This is a genomic window from Emticicia sp., assembly GCF_049241225.1.
GTDB lineage: Bacteria > Bacteroidota > Bacteroidia > Cytophagales > Spirosomataceae > Emticicia.
Genome location: NZ_JBMLRC010000016.1, coordinates 1,544 through 17,920, shown reverse-complemented (window position 1 = coordinate 17,920; position 16,377 = coordinate 1,544). Strand labels below are relative to the sequence as shown.

The following is a 16,377-nucleotide window of genomic DNA, read 5'->3' as shown; positions in this document are numbered from 1 at the left end:
GTTCCATCGGAACGACGCAACACACAATTAAATGTCGGTATATATTCAAATGATTTAAAAATTTAGAAAATTTTTACAATTCTTCTATTCATTCTCAATCCAAATAGGTTTTCAAGATTTGGCTTCATCAAAGATTAAAGGCATTTACTAATCTTTTAAAGATCGAAAAACACTTTTTTGCTTATAACCAGGATTTTTTATTCGGTTTTATAGGCAATTTCACCACGTCACACCTTTTCTGATACCTTCAAATTGTCTTCTTCTGAAACACTGGTAACTACTAAAATCAACACTGATTTCTGAAACGCTGCTACTTTTAAATCTAAAACTTAGCTAAAAAAGACAAATTGATTGATTATGAATATTTTTTGAGTTCTTTTGATTCACATATAGCTCAAAACATTCTGACATTTGTACAAATATTTAGCACAATAATACAATTGTAGAAAAGCAATATATTTTGATTAAAACGCTTTTCTTTGGTCTATTGATGTTTAATCAAGGCTTTTTTAAAGATTACGAATAAAATAGACATATTCTAGCAGCTAAAGTTTACATTTCTTAAGTAAAGAATATAAAATATGCTAAAACCTATTAAAAGAATAGTCACAGGTCATACAGATGAGGGGAGAGCAACTTTTATCATCGATGAAGAAATTGAAACTACCGTTATTCCTACGGGTGATGCAGCAATGGCTACTATCTGGAGTACAGCTAAGGTGCCGGCCGATTGTAACGACAACATTGATGGCCGACTTCTCGAAGTTGGAACCACACTTAAGGGCGGCTCAGTAATTAGGGTGGTCGATATGTTGCCCGGTGCTTCATCCCCCATGCATCGTACATCGAGCATTGATTATGGTATTGTTATGAAAGGTGCCATTGAATTAGAATTAGAAAATGGCGAAATAAAAACCATCGAAGAGGGTGGAATAATTGTTCAAAGGGGTACCATCCATCGCTGGAGAAACCCCAATCAAAATGAGAAATGTAGAATTGTTTTTGTATTGACAGAAGCTAAACCATTTGAAGTAAACGGAAAACCTTTGCCCGACGAAATGATTCATGAATAAATTGTTTGATTTAACTGGCAAAACAGCTCTTGTGACAGGCTCAAGCTCAGGCATGGGTAAAGCAATAGCATTGGCAATGGCAAGCCATGGTGCACAAGTTATTATTTCAAGTTTTGATAAGCAAGAACTCGAAAATACACGTCAACAATTCGAAAATTTGGGCCTCAAAGTTTATGCACATATTTGCGATATGTCAAAAACGAACCAAATCAATGAGCTTGTTGAAACTTGTTTTTTGAGATATTCAAAAATAGATATTTTGGTAAATGGGGTTGGAATTGCCCCTTCGGGTGGTTTCTTAGAAATAAACCAAAATTCTTTCGAAAAAACCCTTGCCTTGAATCTTCAATCGGCTATCCACATAACAAATCTCATTATTCCAAAAATGCAAGCTCAAAAAGATGGGGTAATCATATATTTAGCGAGTATTGCAGGTGTAAGAGGTAATAAAACACTTGGACTTTACGGAATCTCAAAAGCGGGATTAATTCAAATGGCTAAAAACTTAGCCGTGGAGTTTGGTCCAGAAAATATAAGAGTAAATACTATTTCACCAGGAATCATCAATACACCTTTTTCAAATTCTCTATTAGAAAATGTAGAATTTATGAAAAAGCGATTGTTACAAACGCCTCTTAGAAGAGTAGGGGAGGTAGACGAAATTGCTGGTGTGGCGGTTATGCTTGCCTCAAAGGCTGGCGGATTTATCACGGGTCAGAATATCATCGTTGATGGTGGAACAACAATTAGCGATGGCAACTAAGTAATTATCAATCTATAATGAATAAAGCTCCGAACTATTTTGGGCTACTGTCAGATGAGAAGATTTGAAAACAAAGTTTGTATTATCACAGGTGCGGCATCGGGCATCGGTCGTTCAACAGCAATTGCGTTTGCAACGGAGGGAGCAAAAGTAATCGTTTCGGATATTAACGAATCAGCAGGAATTTTAGTAGTCGATGAAATTAAAAATAATGGACACGAGGCAATGTTTATTAAATGTAATATCGGCGAACGAAGCGAAGTGTTGAATCTAATAGAAACAACCGTAAAGGTTTTCGGACGAATAGACAATGCTGTAAACTGTGCCGGAATTGCCGGTAAAATTTCCTCCCCGGTGCATGAATACCCCGAAGAGGCTTGGCTTAATCAGATCCAAATTAATCTAATTGGAACCTATTATTGTGTTAAATTTCAGTTAGAACAAATGCTAAAACAAGGCGGTGGAAACATCGTTTGCGTTTCATCAGCAGCCGGTTTGGTAGGTCAACCCGACAATTCTTCCTATGCGGCTTCTAAACATGGAGTTAATGGTCTTGTGAAATCGGCAGCAATTGAATATGCAACAAAGAATATCAGAATCAATGCTTTATGTCCAACGGCTATCGAAACACCAATGATAATGCATGGTCGTAGAAATCTTGCAGAAAACCCCGAAGCATTAGAATCAGCCAAAAACCATCAACGCATGAAACGTATGGGACAACCCAGTGAGGTTTCCGACGTAGCACTGTGGTTATGCTCCGCTCAATCAAGCTTTATTACGGGCCATTGCATGGCAGTTGATGGAGGTGCATTTGCTTGAGTTTATCAAACTTTTTTTAAACATTTTCATCAAATACTTGATCAAAAGTAGAAGGTGTAAAATAGGAAATAAACATAAAAAACTAATTTCAATAAATATCATACACTAGTTTTCATTTAAAATTAAAAGCATTTATTAATAGAAACTCATATGGCAAAGAATCCTCATTTTCTTTCTCAAATGGCTCACGTAGAGGTATTGACTACTGACCTTAACAAATCGGTTGAATTTTTCAGAGACGTAGTTGGCATGGACGAAACTGGTCGTGAAGAATCGTCAGTTTACCTCCGAGCTTGGGGAGATTATTTTCATCATACATTAAAGCTTACACAAAGCGAAAAGTCAGGCCTTGGGCATATCGGCTGGCGTGCTGATAGTCCAGAAGCATTAGATGAGTGTGTGGCTTATTTAGAAAGCATCGGTGCAGGTCGTGGTTGGGTAGAGGGTGATTTAGGACACGGAAAAGCTTACCGTTTTCAATCGCCCGATGGCCACATGCACGAAGTGTTTTGGGATGTAGTTTGGTTGAGAGAAACAGGCGAAAGAGGCAGCGTTTATGCCGACCGCTACGCAAGCAACCGTTTGAAGGGAGCAAATCCTCGTCGTTTCGACCATGTAACTTACATGGTAGCCAAAGGAAAGTATCCATTAGAAAAAGAGTTTTGGAAAAACATGGGACTCAAAAACCCAGATGAAATCAGAATTTCTGATGATATGCCGCCTATCGGTGGATTACACACCATTGCCAATCTTTCTCATGATATTGCCGTATTTACTGACCCTAATATTGGAGAAAATGAAGGTGTATTAAACCACATTTGTTGGAATGTTGATAGCCGTGAAGAGGTACTATTAGCCCTTGATTATTTCATCGAGAAAGGCTTTAAGAGTGTGATGGGAGCTCCAACTCGCCACAAAGCCGATGAAGGTTTTTTCATTTACATCATCGACCCAGGTAGTGGAATATTGTTTGAATACTACGCTTGTGCCAGATTGGTATTTGCACCAGACCATTTGGATGTTCACTACCTTAAAGACAATCCGAACGATGCGTGGGGCAGTGCCAACCCATTTGCAGAAATGGGCAAAGGCAAAAAACTGGGCCTTTCAGAAGACGGAACAGTAAAACCAGCAGACGTTTAATGATTTGGGATTTTTGATTTGGGATTTCGGATTTATTGATAGAAACTGTTATGTTCAAATCATTAAACAAAAAACTTAATCAAAATGACACAAAAAGAGCTACAAGATAGATTGAAAAGTTATGCAATTGTAATTGTAAAGTTTGCGGAGAGCTTACCCGATACGCTTGGTTTTAGAACAGTTCGGAATCAAATTGTTAGATGTGGGCCATCTGCTGCTGCAAATTACAGAGCGGCTTGTAGGTTACGCACCTCGGAGGTAAATCAAGTAACGATTTTAAATATAAACTGGAAATCGTTGAGGAAGAATTAGACGAAACTATGTTTTGGTTAGAATTCACAGTTGGCATTGATGATTCAAAAAGAGATTTAGTATCTCCGCTTTGGAAAGAAGGCAATGAATTATTATCAATCATAGTTTCAAGTATTAACTCAGTCAAAAAGAAATTAAAAAATAATTGATTAGGATGAAGGGTATAAATCCCCAATCCAAAATCCCCAATCCAAAATCAGTATGTGGCATTATTTTCCTGGGCAGTATATGCCCTCATATCAAGTAAATAGAGCATTGACACAAGCCCATTATGGTGGCGGTGAATTTGCCGAAATATTAGAGGTTGCAGGCGAAATCGACCCATCTGACCGTGAGAGTTTTAACCGTGCGTGGGTGAAAATGGGCGATAAAGTCTATGAAAAAGCCGAGGCTTACGCCGCCGCAGGTCAGCGAGTATCTGCCCGTAGAACTTACCTTAGAGCGTTCAATTACCTCCGCACCGCTGAGTTTTTCATGACTCTACGTGATGAACGTAAGATTCCATATTACCTCAAATGCCGTGATGCTTTCATCAAAGCCATTGATTTGTTTGATGAGCGTCCAGTTACGGTGGATATTCCTTTTGAAGGTTCGTTTTTACCTGCTTACCTTTTCAAACCATCGGGTGTAAAAAATCCACCAGTAGTAGTCATGTTTGGTGGTTTAGATAGTTTGGCCGAAGAACTTTATTTCGGTATTGCCCAACACCTCAACGAGCGTGGAATCGCCATGATGGCCGTTGATGGTCCAGGGCAAGGAGCGGCATTAAGATTAAATCATATTCATACTCGCTACGATTATAATGTGGCTGGTTCAACAGTTTTAGATTATATCATCGAAAATTTGGGCGAGCATGTTGATACTTCGAGAGTAGGAATCGGAGCCGTTTCGATGGGTGGGTACATGGCTGCTCGTTGTGCCGCTTTCGAGCCACGCTTCAAAGTTTGTATGATTTTCGGAGCGGTTTGGTCGTATTATGATATTTGGAAAAACCGTCCAGATAATCACCCTTTGGCCGAAATCGTACAGCACATCGTAGGGGCTGACAACATGACCGACGCCCGTGAACGCCTGAAAAACTTTACGTTGGAAGGCGTGGCCGAGAAAATCCAATGCCCAACCTATATTCTTCATGGGGAAGATGACCGCCAGAATTTTGTAGAAAATGCTTACAAAGTAAACGATGCTCTGACTTGCGAACACTTCATGGAAATCGTACCGAAAGAAGAAAGCGGCTCGGCTCACTGCTCAGTAGATGACTTCACGAAGTCATTCAATATGTACGATTGGATTGAGAAGAAGATAAAAGAATAGCCCCCAACCCCTAAAGGGGAGTAAGGAAATTCTGATTATAGTAAAACCAAAAAAATTAATTAAGATATAAAATTCCCTTTTAGGGGTTAGGGGTATGATACAACAAATAAAAAAAGGGATCACTTACGCTGAGAGCAAAGAGGCCGACATGAAAGTGAGAGCATTGGTAGAAGAAATGCTCGATAATGTGGCACAAAAAGGCGATGCGGCCGTTCGTGAATATTCAGCAAAACTTGACAATTGGGCACCAGAAAGTTTCCGACTTTCCGAAAACCAAATCAAGGAAATTATTGCAACATTGCCCAAACAAGTAATCGAAGACATCAAATTTGCTCAAACCCAAATTCGTAGTTTTGCCGAGCATCAGAAGGCTTGTTTGAAAGATTTAGAAGTAGAGACCCTCCCCGGTGTTTTCTTAGGCCATAAAAATATTCCAGTAAATTCGGTAGGATGCTATGTGCCGGGGGGTCGCTATCCGATGGTGGCATCTGCTCACATGAGCGTACTCACGGCAAAAGTAGCAGGTGTGAAGCGTGTGATTGCTTGTACACCACCTATCAAAGGTGAAATTCCTGCCGCCACGGTAGCGGCAATGTATATGGCAGGTGCCGATGAAATATATTTGTTGGGAGGTGTCCAGGCGATCGCCATGATGGCTATTGGTACTGAAACAGTGAAAAGTGTAGATATGCTCGTTGGACCAGGAAACGCCTACGTGGCCGAGGCCAAGCGTCAGCTTTTTGGCAAAGTAGGCATCGACCTATTTGCTGGGCCAACTGAAACTTTGGTAATTGCCGATGATACAACCGATGTCGAAACTTGTGCCACTGATTTACTCGGTCAAGCCGAACATGGCCCAACTTCTCCTGCCATTTTACTGACTACCAGCAAAACCATTGCTGAAGGTATAGAAGCCGAAATTCAAAGACAACTAACTATTTTACCAACAGCCGATGTTGCCGCTGTAGCTTGGAGAGATTACGGACAAGTAATATTGTGCGATACCGTTGATGAATTAATTTCGGAAGCCGACCGCATCGCCAGCGAACACGTACAGGTAATGACCGAAAATCCACGCTATTTCCTTGAAAAAATGACCAATTATGGTGGTCTATTCTTAGGAGATAAGACTAACGTCGCTTACGGCGATAAAGTAATTGGTACCAATCATACACTTCCAACCAAAGAGGCTGCTCGCTATACAGGTGGACTTTGGGTAGGAAAATTCATGAAAACCTGTACTTATCAGGAAATTCGTACACCCGAAGCAAGTAAGCTGATCGGAGAATATTGTTCAAGACTTTGCGAAATAGAAAACTTCGCTGGCCATAAAGAACAGGCAGATTTGAGAGTGAGAAAATATACCCCTATCCCCTAAAGGGGAATTTTGAAAACTATGAATTCAATAACTATTAACTCCCCTTTAGGGGCTGGGGGTGTAGCCCTCGTAACGGGCGGTGCAGGAGAAATCGGCTCGGCAATTTGTAAGCAATTTGCCGAAAATGGTTTCTCGGTCATTGCAACCTATAATTCAAATTCAACTAAGGCAGAGAAATTATTGGAAGAATTGAATAAAATTAGCGAACAAAAAGCTCCCCTACTGGGGGAGGGGGGAGCTGGTCATTCCATTTTCCATGCCCCAACCACTGATGCACAGAAAGTAAAAGATTTAAAAGCATTTGTGGCAGAAAAGTATGGAAAATTAGATGTATTAGTAAACAATGCAGGAATCACAACACCTGTGCCACACGATGATTTAGATGGGTTGACAGACGAGTGGATTGATAAAATTATGCAAACCAATTTCAGAGGTTCGTTTGCGATGGTGAGAGCAATGAGGGATTTGTTAGACATTGCAGTCGAGGAAAATCCCCAATCAGAAATGGTAAGTCCGGAATCGTCACTGATTGTCAATATTTCATCAATTGCTGGAATTTACGGTATCGGAAGTAATGTAGCTTACTGTGCATCAAAAGCTGCCATTGACTCTATGACACGCTCTTTGGCAAGGGCTCTTGCTCCAAAAATTAGGGTTGTATCTGTTTCACCGGGTTTTGTGGAAGGAGAATATACTAAAAATTTCGATCCGAAATTCTTAAAAAATCAAATGGATAGCACACCGTTAGGGCGTTTTGCAACAGGTACAGATGTGGCTAATGTAGTTTTTTCACTTGCCAAAACACTGACATTTTCAACCGGAAATATCATTACTGTTGATGGTGGACGCTTACTTAAATGATTTAACATTTTAACTTAACAACCTTATAGATTGAAAGAATGAAAAACGTGTACTTCTTTATAGTTGTATTGTTCTTATTGAGTAGTGCCGAAATCTTAGGACAAGTAAACCTCATTCAAAATGTATCAGCCCGAAAAACCATCTCACTTGATGGTGTTTGGGATTCTCAGGTCGATGTTGTTGGTGTTGGTTCACTTGGTCGTTTTGGACTGGTTCAGGATAGAAAACCTACAAAATTCGTGTACAATGGAGAAAACCCTCGAAACACCGAATTAGTTGAGCAAGACATGGACGTTGCCGAAAAAATAAATGTTCCTGGAGATTGGAATACGCAAAAAGAGAAACTGTTTCTCTACGAAGGGAACTTATGGTATCGTAAAAAGTTTAGCGTTGTTCCTCAACCAACCAAAAGATACTTCATCTATTTCGGAGCAGTAAATTATGAGGCAACTGTTTATTTGAATGGCATTAGAATAGGCCAGCACAAAGGTGGTTTTACACCATTTCAGTTCGAAATCACTAAAGAATTGAAAAATGGAGAAAACAAACTCCTTGTAAATGCCAACAATACCCGAGGAGACGACAATATACCAACCAAAATTGCAGACTGGTGGAATTATGGAGGAATCACAAGGTCAGTTTCATTAATTGAAGTTTCGGACACCTACATTTCAGATTACTTTATTCAATTAGAAAAAGGCAAACTTTCCGAAATAAAAGGTTGGGTGAAGGTTTCAGGTTCACAAAAAGCACAGGCAGTAAATGTTGAGATTCCGGAATTAGGATTGAAACAAAGTGTACAAACCGATACCTCTGGCTATGCCGAACTCAATCTTTCGAGTAAGAAAATTCAGCATTGGTCACCCGAAAATCCAAAAATGTATGAGGTGATCGTATCTTCTGCCAATGATAATGTAAAAGATAAAATCGGCTTTCGTACTATCGAAACCCGTGGAACAGAAATTCTCCTTAATGGAAAACCTATTTTTTTGAAAGGTGCGGCCATTCACGAAGAAGCCCCATTCAGAACAGGGAGATGCTATTCGGAAGCCGATGCCCGTACTTTGTTGACTTGGGCAAAAGAACTAGGTAGCAACTATGTTCGACTAGCTCATTACCCGCACAACGAAGCCATGACCCGCATGGCAGATGAAATGGGCCTTTTGGTATGGTCGGAAGTGCCAATCTATTGGAATGTAAAATTTGAAAAACCAGAAGTGTATGCCAGTGCCGAAAAACAATTATTAGAAAATATCAGTCGAGATAAAAATCGAGCCTCGGTTATTCTTTGGTCGGTCGCCAATGAAACCAACGAATCTGAACCAAGATTAGCTTTTTTGAAAAAACTTCTCGAAAAAACAAAAGCTGTTGACCCCACTCGCCTAACAACTGCTGCCTTACTTGCCAAAGAAGGTAAAAATGAATTTAGCTTAGAAGACCCACTAGGTGAATTTGTAGATGTAATGGGATGCAATGAATACATAGGGTGGTACACACTGCCTGCCGAACTTGCTCCTAGTATTAAATGGACTTCTAAATTTAACAAGCCACTGATAATGAGCGAGTTTGGTGCTGAAGCAGTAGCAGGTTTACACGGTAGTGCAGATGAAATTTGGACAGAAGAGTATCAAAATAGAATATTCGAAAACCAAGTAAAAATGTTGAATAATATCCCTTTTTTGAGAGGAACATCGGTTTGGGCTTTGATGGATTTTCGTTCGCCGCTAAGACTTTTACCTATAAAGCAAGATTTCTTCAACAGAAAAGGTATGGTTTCAGATATGGGAATCAAGAAAATGGCTTTTTTCACACTAAAAAATTGGTATCAAACTAAATAAGAAATAATGAAGATAATAGACCTTTCTGTAACTATTTCAGAAAAAATTAAAGAACCGCTTCCGACTAAAATCAGTTACGAAGACCACAAAGAAGGGGCAAAAAAAATGGGTGCTATGCTCTTTGATGGAATGACCGATTGTTTTGTCAACGATAACGGACCAGCAGGCGAAACCCTCACGGTGACCAGCCACTGCGGAACCCACGTAGATGCACCTTATCATTATTACCCGACCTGTGAAGGGAAGCCTTCACGCACCATTGATGAAATGCCGTTGGAATGGTTTTTCCAGGATGGAGTTGTGCTTGATTTTACCGACAAACCAGATGGCTATATGTTTGAGCCAGAAGATTTAATCGAAAAACTCGCCGCTATCAATTATACTCTAAAACCGATGGATATTGTCTTGATTCGTTGTGATGCTGATAAGCGTATTCATGACGAAGATTTTGCAAAAATACACGTTGGGGCATCGGCAAAAGCTACGCACTGGCTCATCGACCAAGGTATTAAGGTGATGGGCACTGATGGTTGGGGTTGGGATATTCCATTACACATTCAAGCGGCTGATTATAAGGCAAACCCAAGACAAGGGGTGATTTGGCAAGCACATTATGTAGGTATTGAAAAAGAATATTGCCAAATAGAAAAACTGGCAAATCTTGACCAATTGCCACCTTTTGGCTTTAAAGTAGCTTGTTTTCCAGCAAAAATAGAAAAAGCAAGTGCCGGCTGGACAAGAGCAGTAGCGATATTAAACACCCCTAACCCCTAAAGGGGAATTTAGGACTATACCGATAAATTGGAGATGGATAATCATAAAATAAAAAACTCCCCTTTAGGGGCTGGGGGTATTCTCGAACTTGCAAGAATTGACATAAAAGAAAATACAAATGCCGAATTTGAGGCAGCCTTAGAAATTGCGAAAGACGTGATTTCGCGGTCAAAAGGTTTTCAACGTATCAACGTGAAGAAGTGCATCGAGCAAGCGAATCGCTACATTTTATTAATTGAATGGGACACCCTCGAAGACCACACCATTGGCTTCCGAGAGTCCGAACTTTTTAAAGAGTGGCGAGCATTAATCGGTCCATTTTTCTTAGAACCACCTTTGGTACAACACTATACTTGATTTACGATTTTTTGATTTACGAATGACGATTTATTCTTACTCAGTAATTTGTAAATCAATCGTAAATCAATTCAATCGTAAACCGTAAATTATAAATACTATGACAAAAAAAATATTAGTAGTAGGTGCAGGTATTGGCGGCCAGTCGGTTGCGATTGGCCTGAAAAAAGCTGGTTTTGAAGTAGATATCGTAGAAATTCATAAAGAATTTAATGTTTATGGCGTAGGTATCATTCAGCAAGCCAATGCACTCAGAGCCTTAGATGCCATCGGTGTTGCCGATGAAGCCATGCGTCGAGGTTCGCCTTATGGTAAAGTAAAACTATGTCTGGCTCATGGTGTTCAAATCGGTGAAGCAGGAACACCGCCGATTGGTCGTTTTCCGAGTCATAATGGTATTTCTCGTAGAATTCTGCACGATGTATTATTTGAAGAAGCACAAAAAGTAGGATTGAAATATCGAATGGGCGTTACTGTCGAAACCATTGATAATCAGCCAGATGTAGCTAATGTAACCTTCTCAGATGGTACTTCTGGTAGTTATGACATTGTCATTGCTGCCGATGGCGTTAATTCAAAAGTACGTAGGCTCATTTTTGGCGAATTTAAATCAAGCTATGTAGGTTTATCAGTTTGGCGATATGCGTTTAAGCGTCCGGCCGACCTAGATACCGGATATATTTTCTTCAACAAAAAGCACAAACTCGGCGTAATTCCGATGACGGCTGATTTGTGTTATATTTTTGTAAACTCGGCTGAAGGCGATAACCCGATGATTCCAGAAGACCAATTGGTTGATAAGCTAAAAGCATATATGTCGGCTTATCCGATTCCGATGGTGCAGGAACTCATTCCACAAGTGACAGATGCCAAATTGGTTAATTATCGCACGCTCGAAACCCTCAAAATGCCTGCACCGTGGTATAAAAACCGTGTGGTAGTGTTGGGCGATGCCGCTCATACGACTATCCCTCAACTCGGTTCGGGGGCTGCTTTGGCTATTGAAGACGCGGTAGTTTTGATTGAAGAATTGCAGAAAGAAGGTTCGGTAGAGGAAATATTCGAAAGATACATGAAGCGTCGCTACGACCGTTGTAAAATGGTGGTAGAGGTTTCGGAAACTTTGGGTGCTTGGGAACTACTCGAATACACCGACCAACCATTGCCAGAAGGTGCAAATATGGGCATGCTCATGGGCAAAACAGGTATGGCATTGACACAAGAGATATAACACCCCTAACCCCTAAAGGGGAACAAGGGAACGGAATTATTAATCATCATTAAAAAACTCCCCTTTAGGGGCTGGGGGTATGAAACTCGTAACATTCTTAAATAAAAATCAAGAAAGTCGCATCGGTTGGCTCGTAGGCGAAAGTATAGTAGATATGCATTTAGCCAATGAAAAATTACCGACCAATATGCTCACTTTTATTGATGACCACGAAACCTATTTCGAGATCATCAAATCATTGGGCGAAGTTAAACCACATTACACCTTGGCAGAGGTAAAACTTTTAGCACCATTGCCAAATCCTCGTAGTTTCAGAGATTATGTTGGTTTTGAGATGCACATGCAAAATGCCTCTCGTTCATTCGGACATAAAATTGGTCCTGCATGGTACGAAATGCCTATTTTTTATTTCACTAATCATCAAGCCATTTATGGCCCTGAAGATGAAATAAAACGTCCTACGAAAGAAACCAAGTTGGATATTGAGCTTGAAATGGCTTGTATTATTGGCAAAAAAGGTAAAGATATTAAAGCAGCAGATGCTCGTCCGTATATTTTTGGATATACAATTTTCAACGATTGGACGGCACGAGCTACCCAAAAAGTAGAGATGGAGGTGCCGCTTGGCCCACACAAAGGCAAAGATTTTGCCAATGCAATTGGTCCGTGTATCGTTACTGCCGACGAAATGGAGCAGTACCGAGTACCATTTGATGAGAGTGTGTTTCAGGAGCCTATCAGCGTACCAAAAGTGGCGGGCGATAGATTGAATCTGAAAATGACCTCTCGTATTAATGGTCAGACCGTTTGCGAAGGAAATTACAAAACGGTTTATTTCAATTTCGAGCAGATGATTGAGCGAGCTTCCGAAAATAATGTAAACCTAATGCCGGGCGATATTCTTGGCTCAGGCACGCTTGGTTGGGGAAGTTTAATCGAAAATAATTTTACCGTTCATCGCCCCCTCGAACCCGGCGATGTGGTTGAACTCGAAATCGAAGGAATCGGAATTTTAAGAAATAAAGTAGTTTAGGTTAAGAAGTTTAAAGAGTAGAATTTTCCCATTAGGGAATAAATATTGGTAATGAGGAAAATCTCAAAAGATTACTAAATCCCGTAGGGATGAAATATATTATTTTGAAGACCATTTTTCTACCAATATCAAATGCCCACGGCATAATATTGACCAACTAATTTCAAAAGCTGATAAACGTAGGTTATCCAATTACTTACGTTTATCAGCATTTTTGCGTAAGAATCAAATCGTTTTTTATATCAAATACCAATAAAAATCATGAAAAAAAGTATTTTAACCGCCTTACTTCTAACAGGATTTGTGAGTGCAATCGCTCAAGAATCTGTTTTTAAGGTTATTCAGAATAAAGGTGGGAAAGCCATCGCTTACGCTCCAACTTCGGGAGTAAAAATACTGACTATCAATGGCTTATCGTTCAAAGACCTCAATAAAAACGGCAAACTTGATAAATACGAAGACTGGCGTTTGGCCGATGATATCCGTGCAAAAGATTTAGCATCGAAACTTACAGTTGAGCAGATTGCGGGTTTGATGTTATATTCTTCACATCAATCCATTCCTGCTCGCCCAGGTGGATATTTTGCCGGAACTTACGGCGGAAAACCATTCAAAGCGGGGGAAACCGACCCAAGCGATTTGACCGACCAACAAAAGAAATTCTTGGCCGAAGATAACCTCCGTCACGTATTGATTACAACCGTACAGACGCCAGAAATAGCGGCCAAATGGAACAATAAAATGCAGGCTTACTGCGAAAGTGTGGGTTTGGGTATTCCTGCAAACAATAGCTCTGACCCACGCCACGGAACAAAAGCAAGAGCCGAATATGATGCTGCTGCGGGTGGTGAGATTTCGATGTGGCCAAGTTCGTTAGGTATGGCTGCCACTTTTGACCCAACTTTGATTCAAAAATTTGGTAGAATAGCTGCCACTGAGTACCGTGCTTTAGGTATCACAACTGCCCTTTCGCCACAAGTAGATATTGCTACCGAACCACGTTGGGGGCGTTTTAATGGCACATTCGGCGAAAGTCCGTGGCTTTCGGCTGCCATGGGGAAAGCCTATTGCGACGGTTTTCAGTCGAGTGTTTGGGGAGCGAAAAGCGTGAATGCGATGGTAAAACACTGGCCAGGTGGCGGTGCAGGAGAAGCAGGACGTGATGCACACTACGCTAATGGGAAATTTGCGGTTTATCCTGGCAATAATTTCGATGCACATTTGATACCTTTTACACAAGGGGCATTTAAACTCAAAGGACAAACCAAAATGGCATCGGCAATTATGCCTTATTATACTATCTCGTGGAATCAAGATAAGAAAAACCATGAAAATGTAGCCAATAATTACAATAAATACATGATTACGGACCTGCTTCGTACCAAATATGGCTACGATGGTGTAGTTTGTACTGACTGGTCGGTGGTGGCTTTACACAAAGCCATGGATTCGTTTTTAGACGGTAAAGCATGGGGTGTAGAAAACCTATCTTTGGTTGAACTTCACTACAAAGCACTGATGGCAGGTGTTGACCAATACGGCGGCAACAATAACGTAAAACCTGTCCTTGAAGCTTACGAAATGGGCGTTAAAGAACACGGCGAAGCCAAAATGAGAGCCAGAATGGAGCAATCGGCGGTGCGATTATTGAAAAATATTTTCAGAGTAGGCGTTTTTGAGAATCCGTATCTGAATACCGAAGAAACAAAGACAATTGTTGGAAAACCTGAATTTATGAAAGCGGGCTACGATGCTCAGTTGAAATCAATCGTGATGCTTAAAAATCAAGCAAAAACATTACCGATTACTACTAAAAAGACGGTCTACGTGCCAAAAAGATTTGTAGCCGCCAGCCGTAATTTCTTGGGAATGGAAACGCCAGCCTCGGAAGATTATCCAGTAAATTTGGAAATCGTGAAAAAGCATTTTAATGTAACCGATAATGCCGAAGAAGCAGATTTTGCCTTAGTTTTCATCGAAAATCCAAAGGCTTCGATTGGATATGACAAAGAAGATACTAAAAATGGTGGAAACGGTTATGTGCCAATCAGTTTGCAGTACAGTGATTACAAAGCCGATGATGCCCGCGAGGTAAGTATAGCAGGCGGAGATATTTTAGAGAATTTCACGAATCGATCGTACAAAGGAAAAACGGCCAAAGTGCCAAACATCACCGATATGCAATTGGTACTAAATACAAAGGCAAAAATGAAAAACAAACCAGTAGTGGTGGTAGTGAATACGACTAACCCAATGGTTTTTTCTGAAATTGAGCCATCTGCTTCGGCCATTTTGTTGAGTTTTGGTGTGCAAGACCAAGCCATTATCGAAACCATTGCAGGTAAAAACGAGCCTTCGGCTCTTTTACCGATGCAAATGCCAGCCAATATGAGTGTGGTTGAAAAACAAGCCGAAGACGTACCTTATGATATGACTTGCCATAAAGATTCGGAAGGAAATGTTTATGATTTCGGCTTTGGTTTGAACTGGAAAGGTATTATCAATGATATGAGAGTTACGAAATACAAAATTCATATAAATAAGGGGTTAAAATAGTAGACTTAAAGCAAACTTCGTTAAGTATTTATGCAATGGCAGTTGTGGCAAGATCAGTAAAGTGTATCTTTAACCTCTATCATGCATGTGAATCGGACAATAATAGATAATGCTGGAAAGATAAAAGATTTTACAAGTAGTCCAACCATTACACCACCAAGTCAATTAATAGTTTGTTCGCCAAGTAATTTGACTTTAACGGCCAATTGTGTAAGTGGAAATGTTATTTGGTCTGATAATTCAACTGGAACAAGTTTAACACTTTCGGCAGTCGGCACTTATGCTGTTTCGGCCAAATGTACCTTGAACGGTTGTGATTCTGACCAAAGTTCTACAACGAATCTTGAAATTAAAGCCAAACCAAGTATTCCAACAATTACACCACCAAGTCAATTAGTGGTTTGCTCGCCAAGTAATTTGACTTTAACGGCAAATTGTGCAAGTGGAAATGTTATTTGGTCGAATAATTCAACAGGTACAAGTTTAACACTTTCGGCAGTCGGCACTTATGCTGTTTCGGCCAAATGTACTTTGAACGGTTGTGATTCTGACCAAAGTTTGGCAACGAATCTGGAAATAAAAGCAAAACCAACTGTGCCAACCATTACACCACCAAGTCAAATAATAGTTTGTTCGCCAAGTAATTTGACTTTAACGGCCAATTGTGTAAGTGGAAATGTTATTTGGTCGAATAATTCAACGGGCACAAGTTTAACACTTTCGGCAGTGGGAACTTATGCCATTTCAGCAAAATGTACTTTGAACGGCTGTGATTCTGACCAAAGTTCTGTAACGAATTTGGAAATCAAAGCACTACCCAACGTTACAGCTACAAATACTGGTCCTTACACCGTTGGACAAAGTATCAGTTTAGTTGGAAGTGGTGGTGGAACTTATAGTTGGACTGGTCCAAATAATTTTA

General features: G+C 40.2%; 15 protein-coding genes and 1 pseudogene. All 16 read left to right on the top strand.

Annotated features, from left to right (window positions below; translation table 11 throughout):
* The first annotated feature begins 581 nt into the window (after window positions 1–581).
* On the top strand, window positions 582–1,073 hold the full coding sequence (locus ACOVO2_RS00820; protein ID WP_421768149.1) for a cupin domain-containing protein: 492 nt from the start codon (window positions 582–584) through the stop codon (window positions 1,071–1,073).
* Window positions 1,066–1,836: an SDR family NAD(P)-dependent oxidoreductase gene (locus ACOVO2_RS00815; protein ID WP_421768148.1), complete on the top strand. Its 771-nt coding sequence runs from the start codon at window positions 1,066–1,068 to the stop codon at window positions 1,834–1,836. The genes ACOVO2_RS00820 and ACOVO2_RS00815 overlap by 8 nt, the downstream gene beginning before the upstream one ends.
* A 54-nt stretch (window positions 1,837–1,890) precedes the next feature.
* Window positions 1,891–2,658, top strand: a complete 768-nt coding sequence (locus ACOVO2_RS00810) for an SDR family NAD(P)-dependent oxidoreductase (protein ID WP_421768147.1) — start codon at window positions 1,891–1,893, stop codon at window positions 2,656–2,658.
* A 150-nt stretch (window positions 2,659–2,808) separates the two neighbouring features.
* Complete coding sequence (locus ACOVO2_RS00805; RefSeq protein WP_421768146.1) at window positions 2,809–3,801, top strand: VOC family protein; 993 nt, start codon at window positions 2,809–2,811, stop codon at window positions 3,799–3,801.
* 84 nt (window positions 3,802–3,885) lie between these two features.
* Window positions 3,886–4,113 carry a four helix bundle protein gene (locus ACOVO2_RS00800; protein ID WP_421768145.1) on the top strand — a complete coding sequence of 76 codons (228 nt, stop codon included), beginning with the start codon at window positions 3,886–3,888 and terminating at the stop codon, window positions 4,111–4,113.
* Between the two features lie 8 nt (window positions 4,114–4,121).
* Window positions 4,122–4,262, top strand: a complete 141-nt coding sequence (locus ACOVO2_RS00795; protein WP_421768144.1) for a hypothetical protein — start codon at window positions 4,122–4,124, stop codon at window positions 4,260–4,262.
* A 52-nt stretch (window positions 4,263–4,314) separates the two neighbouring features.
* The gene (locus ACOVO2_RS00790; protein ID WP_421768143.1) at window positions 4,315–5,427 is read left to right on the top strand and encodes an alpha/beta hydrolase family protein; all 1,113 of its coding nucleotides are present in this window, start codon (window positions 4,315–4,317) and stop codon (window positions 5,425–5,427) included.
* A 94-nt stretch (window positions 5,428–5,521) separates the two neighbouring features.
* Window positions 5,522–6,805 carry a histidinol dehydrogenase gene (gene hisD, locus ACOVO2_RS00785; protein ID WP_421768142.1) on the top strand — a complete coding sequence of 428 codons (1,284 nt, stop codon included), beginning with the start codon at window positions 5,522–5,524 and terminating at the stop codon, window positions 6,803–6,805.
* A gap of 18 nt (window positions 6,806–6,823) precedes the next feature.
* Window positions 6,824–7,666, top strand: a complete 843-nt coding sequence (locus ACOVO2_RS00780) for an SDR family NAD(P)-dependent oxidoreductase (RefSeq protein ID WP_421768141.1) — start codon at window positions 6,824–6,826, stop codon at window positions 7,664–7,666.
* Between the two features lie 38 nt (window positions 7,667–7,704).
* Complete coding sequence (locus ACOVO2_RS00775; protein ID WP_421768140.1) at window positions 7,705–9,504, top strand: glycoside hydrolase family 2 protein; 1,800 nt, start codon at window positions 7,705–7,707, stop codon at window positions 9,502–9,504.
* Window positions 9,505–9,510: 6 nt separating this feature from the next.
* Window positions 9,511–10,278 (top strand): cyclase family protein, encoded by a 768-nt coding sequence (locus tag ACOVO2_RS00770; protein WP_421768139.1) that lies wholly within the window; start codon window positions 9,511–9,513, stop codon window positions 10,276–10,278.
* Between the two features lie 33 nt (window positions 10,279–10,311).
* A complete protein-coding gene (locus tag ACOVO2_RS00765) occupies window positions 10,312–10,635 on the top strand; it encodes an antibiotic biosynthesis monooxygenase family protein (RefSeq protein ID WP_421768138.1) in 324 nt (107 codons plus the stop codon).
* A gap of 100 nt (window positions 10,636–10,735) precedes the next feature.
* Complete coding sequence (locus ACOVO2_RS00760; protein ID WP_421768137.1) at window positions 10,736–11,866, top strand: FAD-dependent monooxygenase; 1,131 nt, start codon at window positions 10,736–10,738, stop codon at window positions 11,864–11,866.
* 79 nt (window positions 11,867–11,945) lie between these two features.
* Window positions 11,946–12,899 (top strand): fumarylacetoacetate hydrolase family protein, encoded by a 954-nt coding sequence (locus tag ACOVO2_RS00755; RefSeq protein ID WP_421768136.1) that lies wholly within the window; start codon window positions 11,946–11,948, stop codon window positions 12,897–12,899.
* A gap of 261 nt (window positions 12,900–13,160) precedes the next feature.
* Window positions 13,161–15,455 (top strand): glycoside hydrolase family 3 protein, encoded by a 2,295-nt coding sequence (locus ACOVO2_RS00750; protein WP_421768135.1) that lies wholly within the window; start codon window positions 13,161–13,163, stop codon window positions 15,453–15,455.
* A gap of 87 nt (window positions 15,456–15,542) precedes the next feature.
* Window positions 15,543–16,377, top strand: a pseudogene (locus ACOVO2_RS00745) (hypothetical protein); the annotation flags it as partial.

Bases quoted from the DNA above. Each gene is read 5' to 3' on its own strand.
- ACOVO2_RS00815 (WP_421768148.1), top strand. From the start codon at position 1,066: ATGAATAAATTGTTTGATTTAACTGGCAAAACAGCTCTTGTGACAGGC.
- ACOVO2_RS00775 (WP_421768140.1), top strand. From the start codon at position 7,705: ATGAAAAACGTGTACTTCTTTATAGTTGTATTGTTCTTATTGAGTAGT.
- hisD (WP_421768142.1), top strand. From the start codon at position 5,522: ATGATACAACAAATAAAAAAAGGGATCACTTACGCTGAGAGCAAAGAG.
- ACOVO2_RS00770 (WP_421768139.1), top strand. From the start codon at position 9,511: ATGAAGATAATAGACCTTTCTGTAACTATTTCAGAAAAAATTAAAGAA.
- ACOVO2_RS00755 (WP_421768136.1), top strand. From the start codon at position 11,946: ATGAAACTCGTAACATTCTTAAATAAAAATCAAGAAAGTCGCATCGGT.
- ACOVO2_RS00810 (WP_421768147.1), top strand. From the start codon at position 1,891: ATGAGAAGATTTGAAAACAAAGTTTGTATTATCACAGGTGCGGCATCG.
- ACOVO2_RS00820 (WP_421768149.1), top strand. From the start codon at position 582: ATGCTAAAACCTATTAAAAGAATAGTCACAGGTCATACAGATGAGGGG.
- ACOVO2_RS00795 (WP_421768144.1), top strand. From the start codon at position 4,122: ATGTTTTGGTTAGAATTCACAGTTGGCATTGATGATTCAAAAAGAGAT.
- ACOVO2_RS00750 (WP_421768135.1), top strand. From the start codon at position 13,161: ATGAAAAAAAGTATTTTAACCGCCTTACTTCTAACAGGATTTGTGAGT.
- ACOVO2_RS00800 (WP_421768145.1), top strand. From the start codon at position 3,886: ATGACACAAAAAGAGCTACAAGATAGATTGAAAAGTTATGCAATTGTA.
- ACOVO2_RS00765 (WP_421768138.1), top strand. From the start codon at position 10,312: ATGGATAATCATAAAATAAAAAACTCCCCTTTAGGGGCTGGGGGTATT.
- ACOVO2_RS00780 (WP_421768141.1), top strand. From the start codon at position 6,824: ATGAATTCAATAACTATTAACTCCCCTTTAGGGGCTGGGGGTGTAGCC.
- ACOVO2_RS00805 (WP_421768146.1), top strand. From the start codon at position 2,809: ATGGCAAAGAATCCTCATTTTCTTTCTCAAATGGCTCACGTAGAGGTA.
- ACOVO2_RS00790 (WP_421768143.1), top strand. From the start codon at position 4,315: ATGTGGCATTATTTTCCTGGGCAGTATATGCCCTCATATCAAGTAAAT.
- ACOVO2_RS00760 (WP_421768137.1), top strand. From the start codon at position 10,736: ATGACAAAAAAAATATTAGTAGTAGGTGCAGGTATTGGCGGCCAGTCG.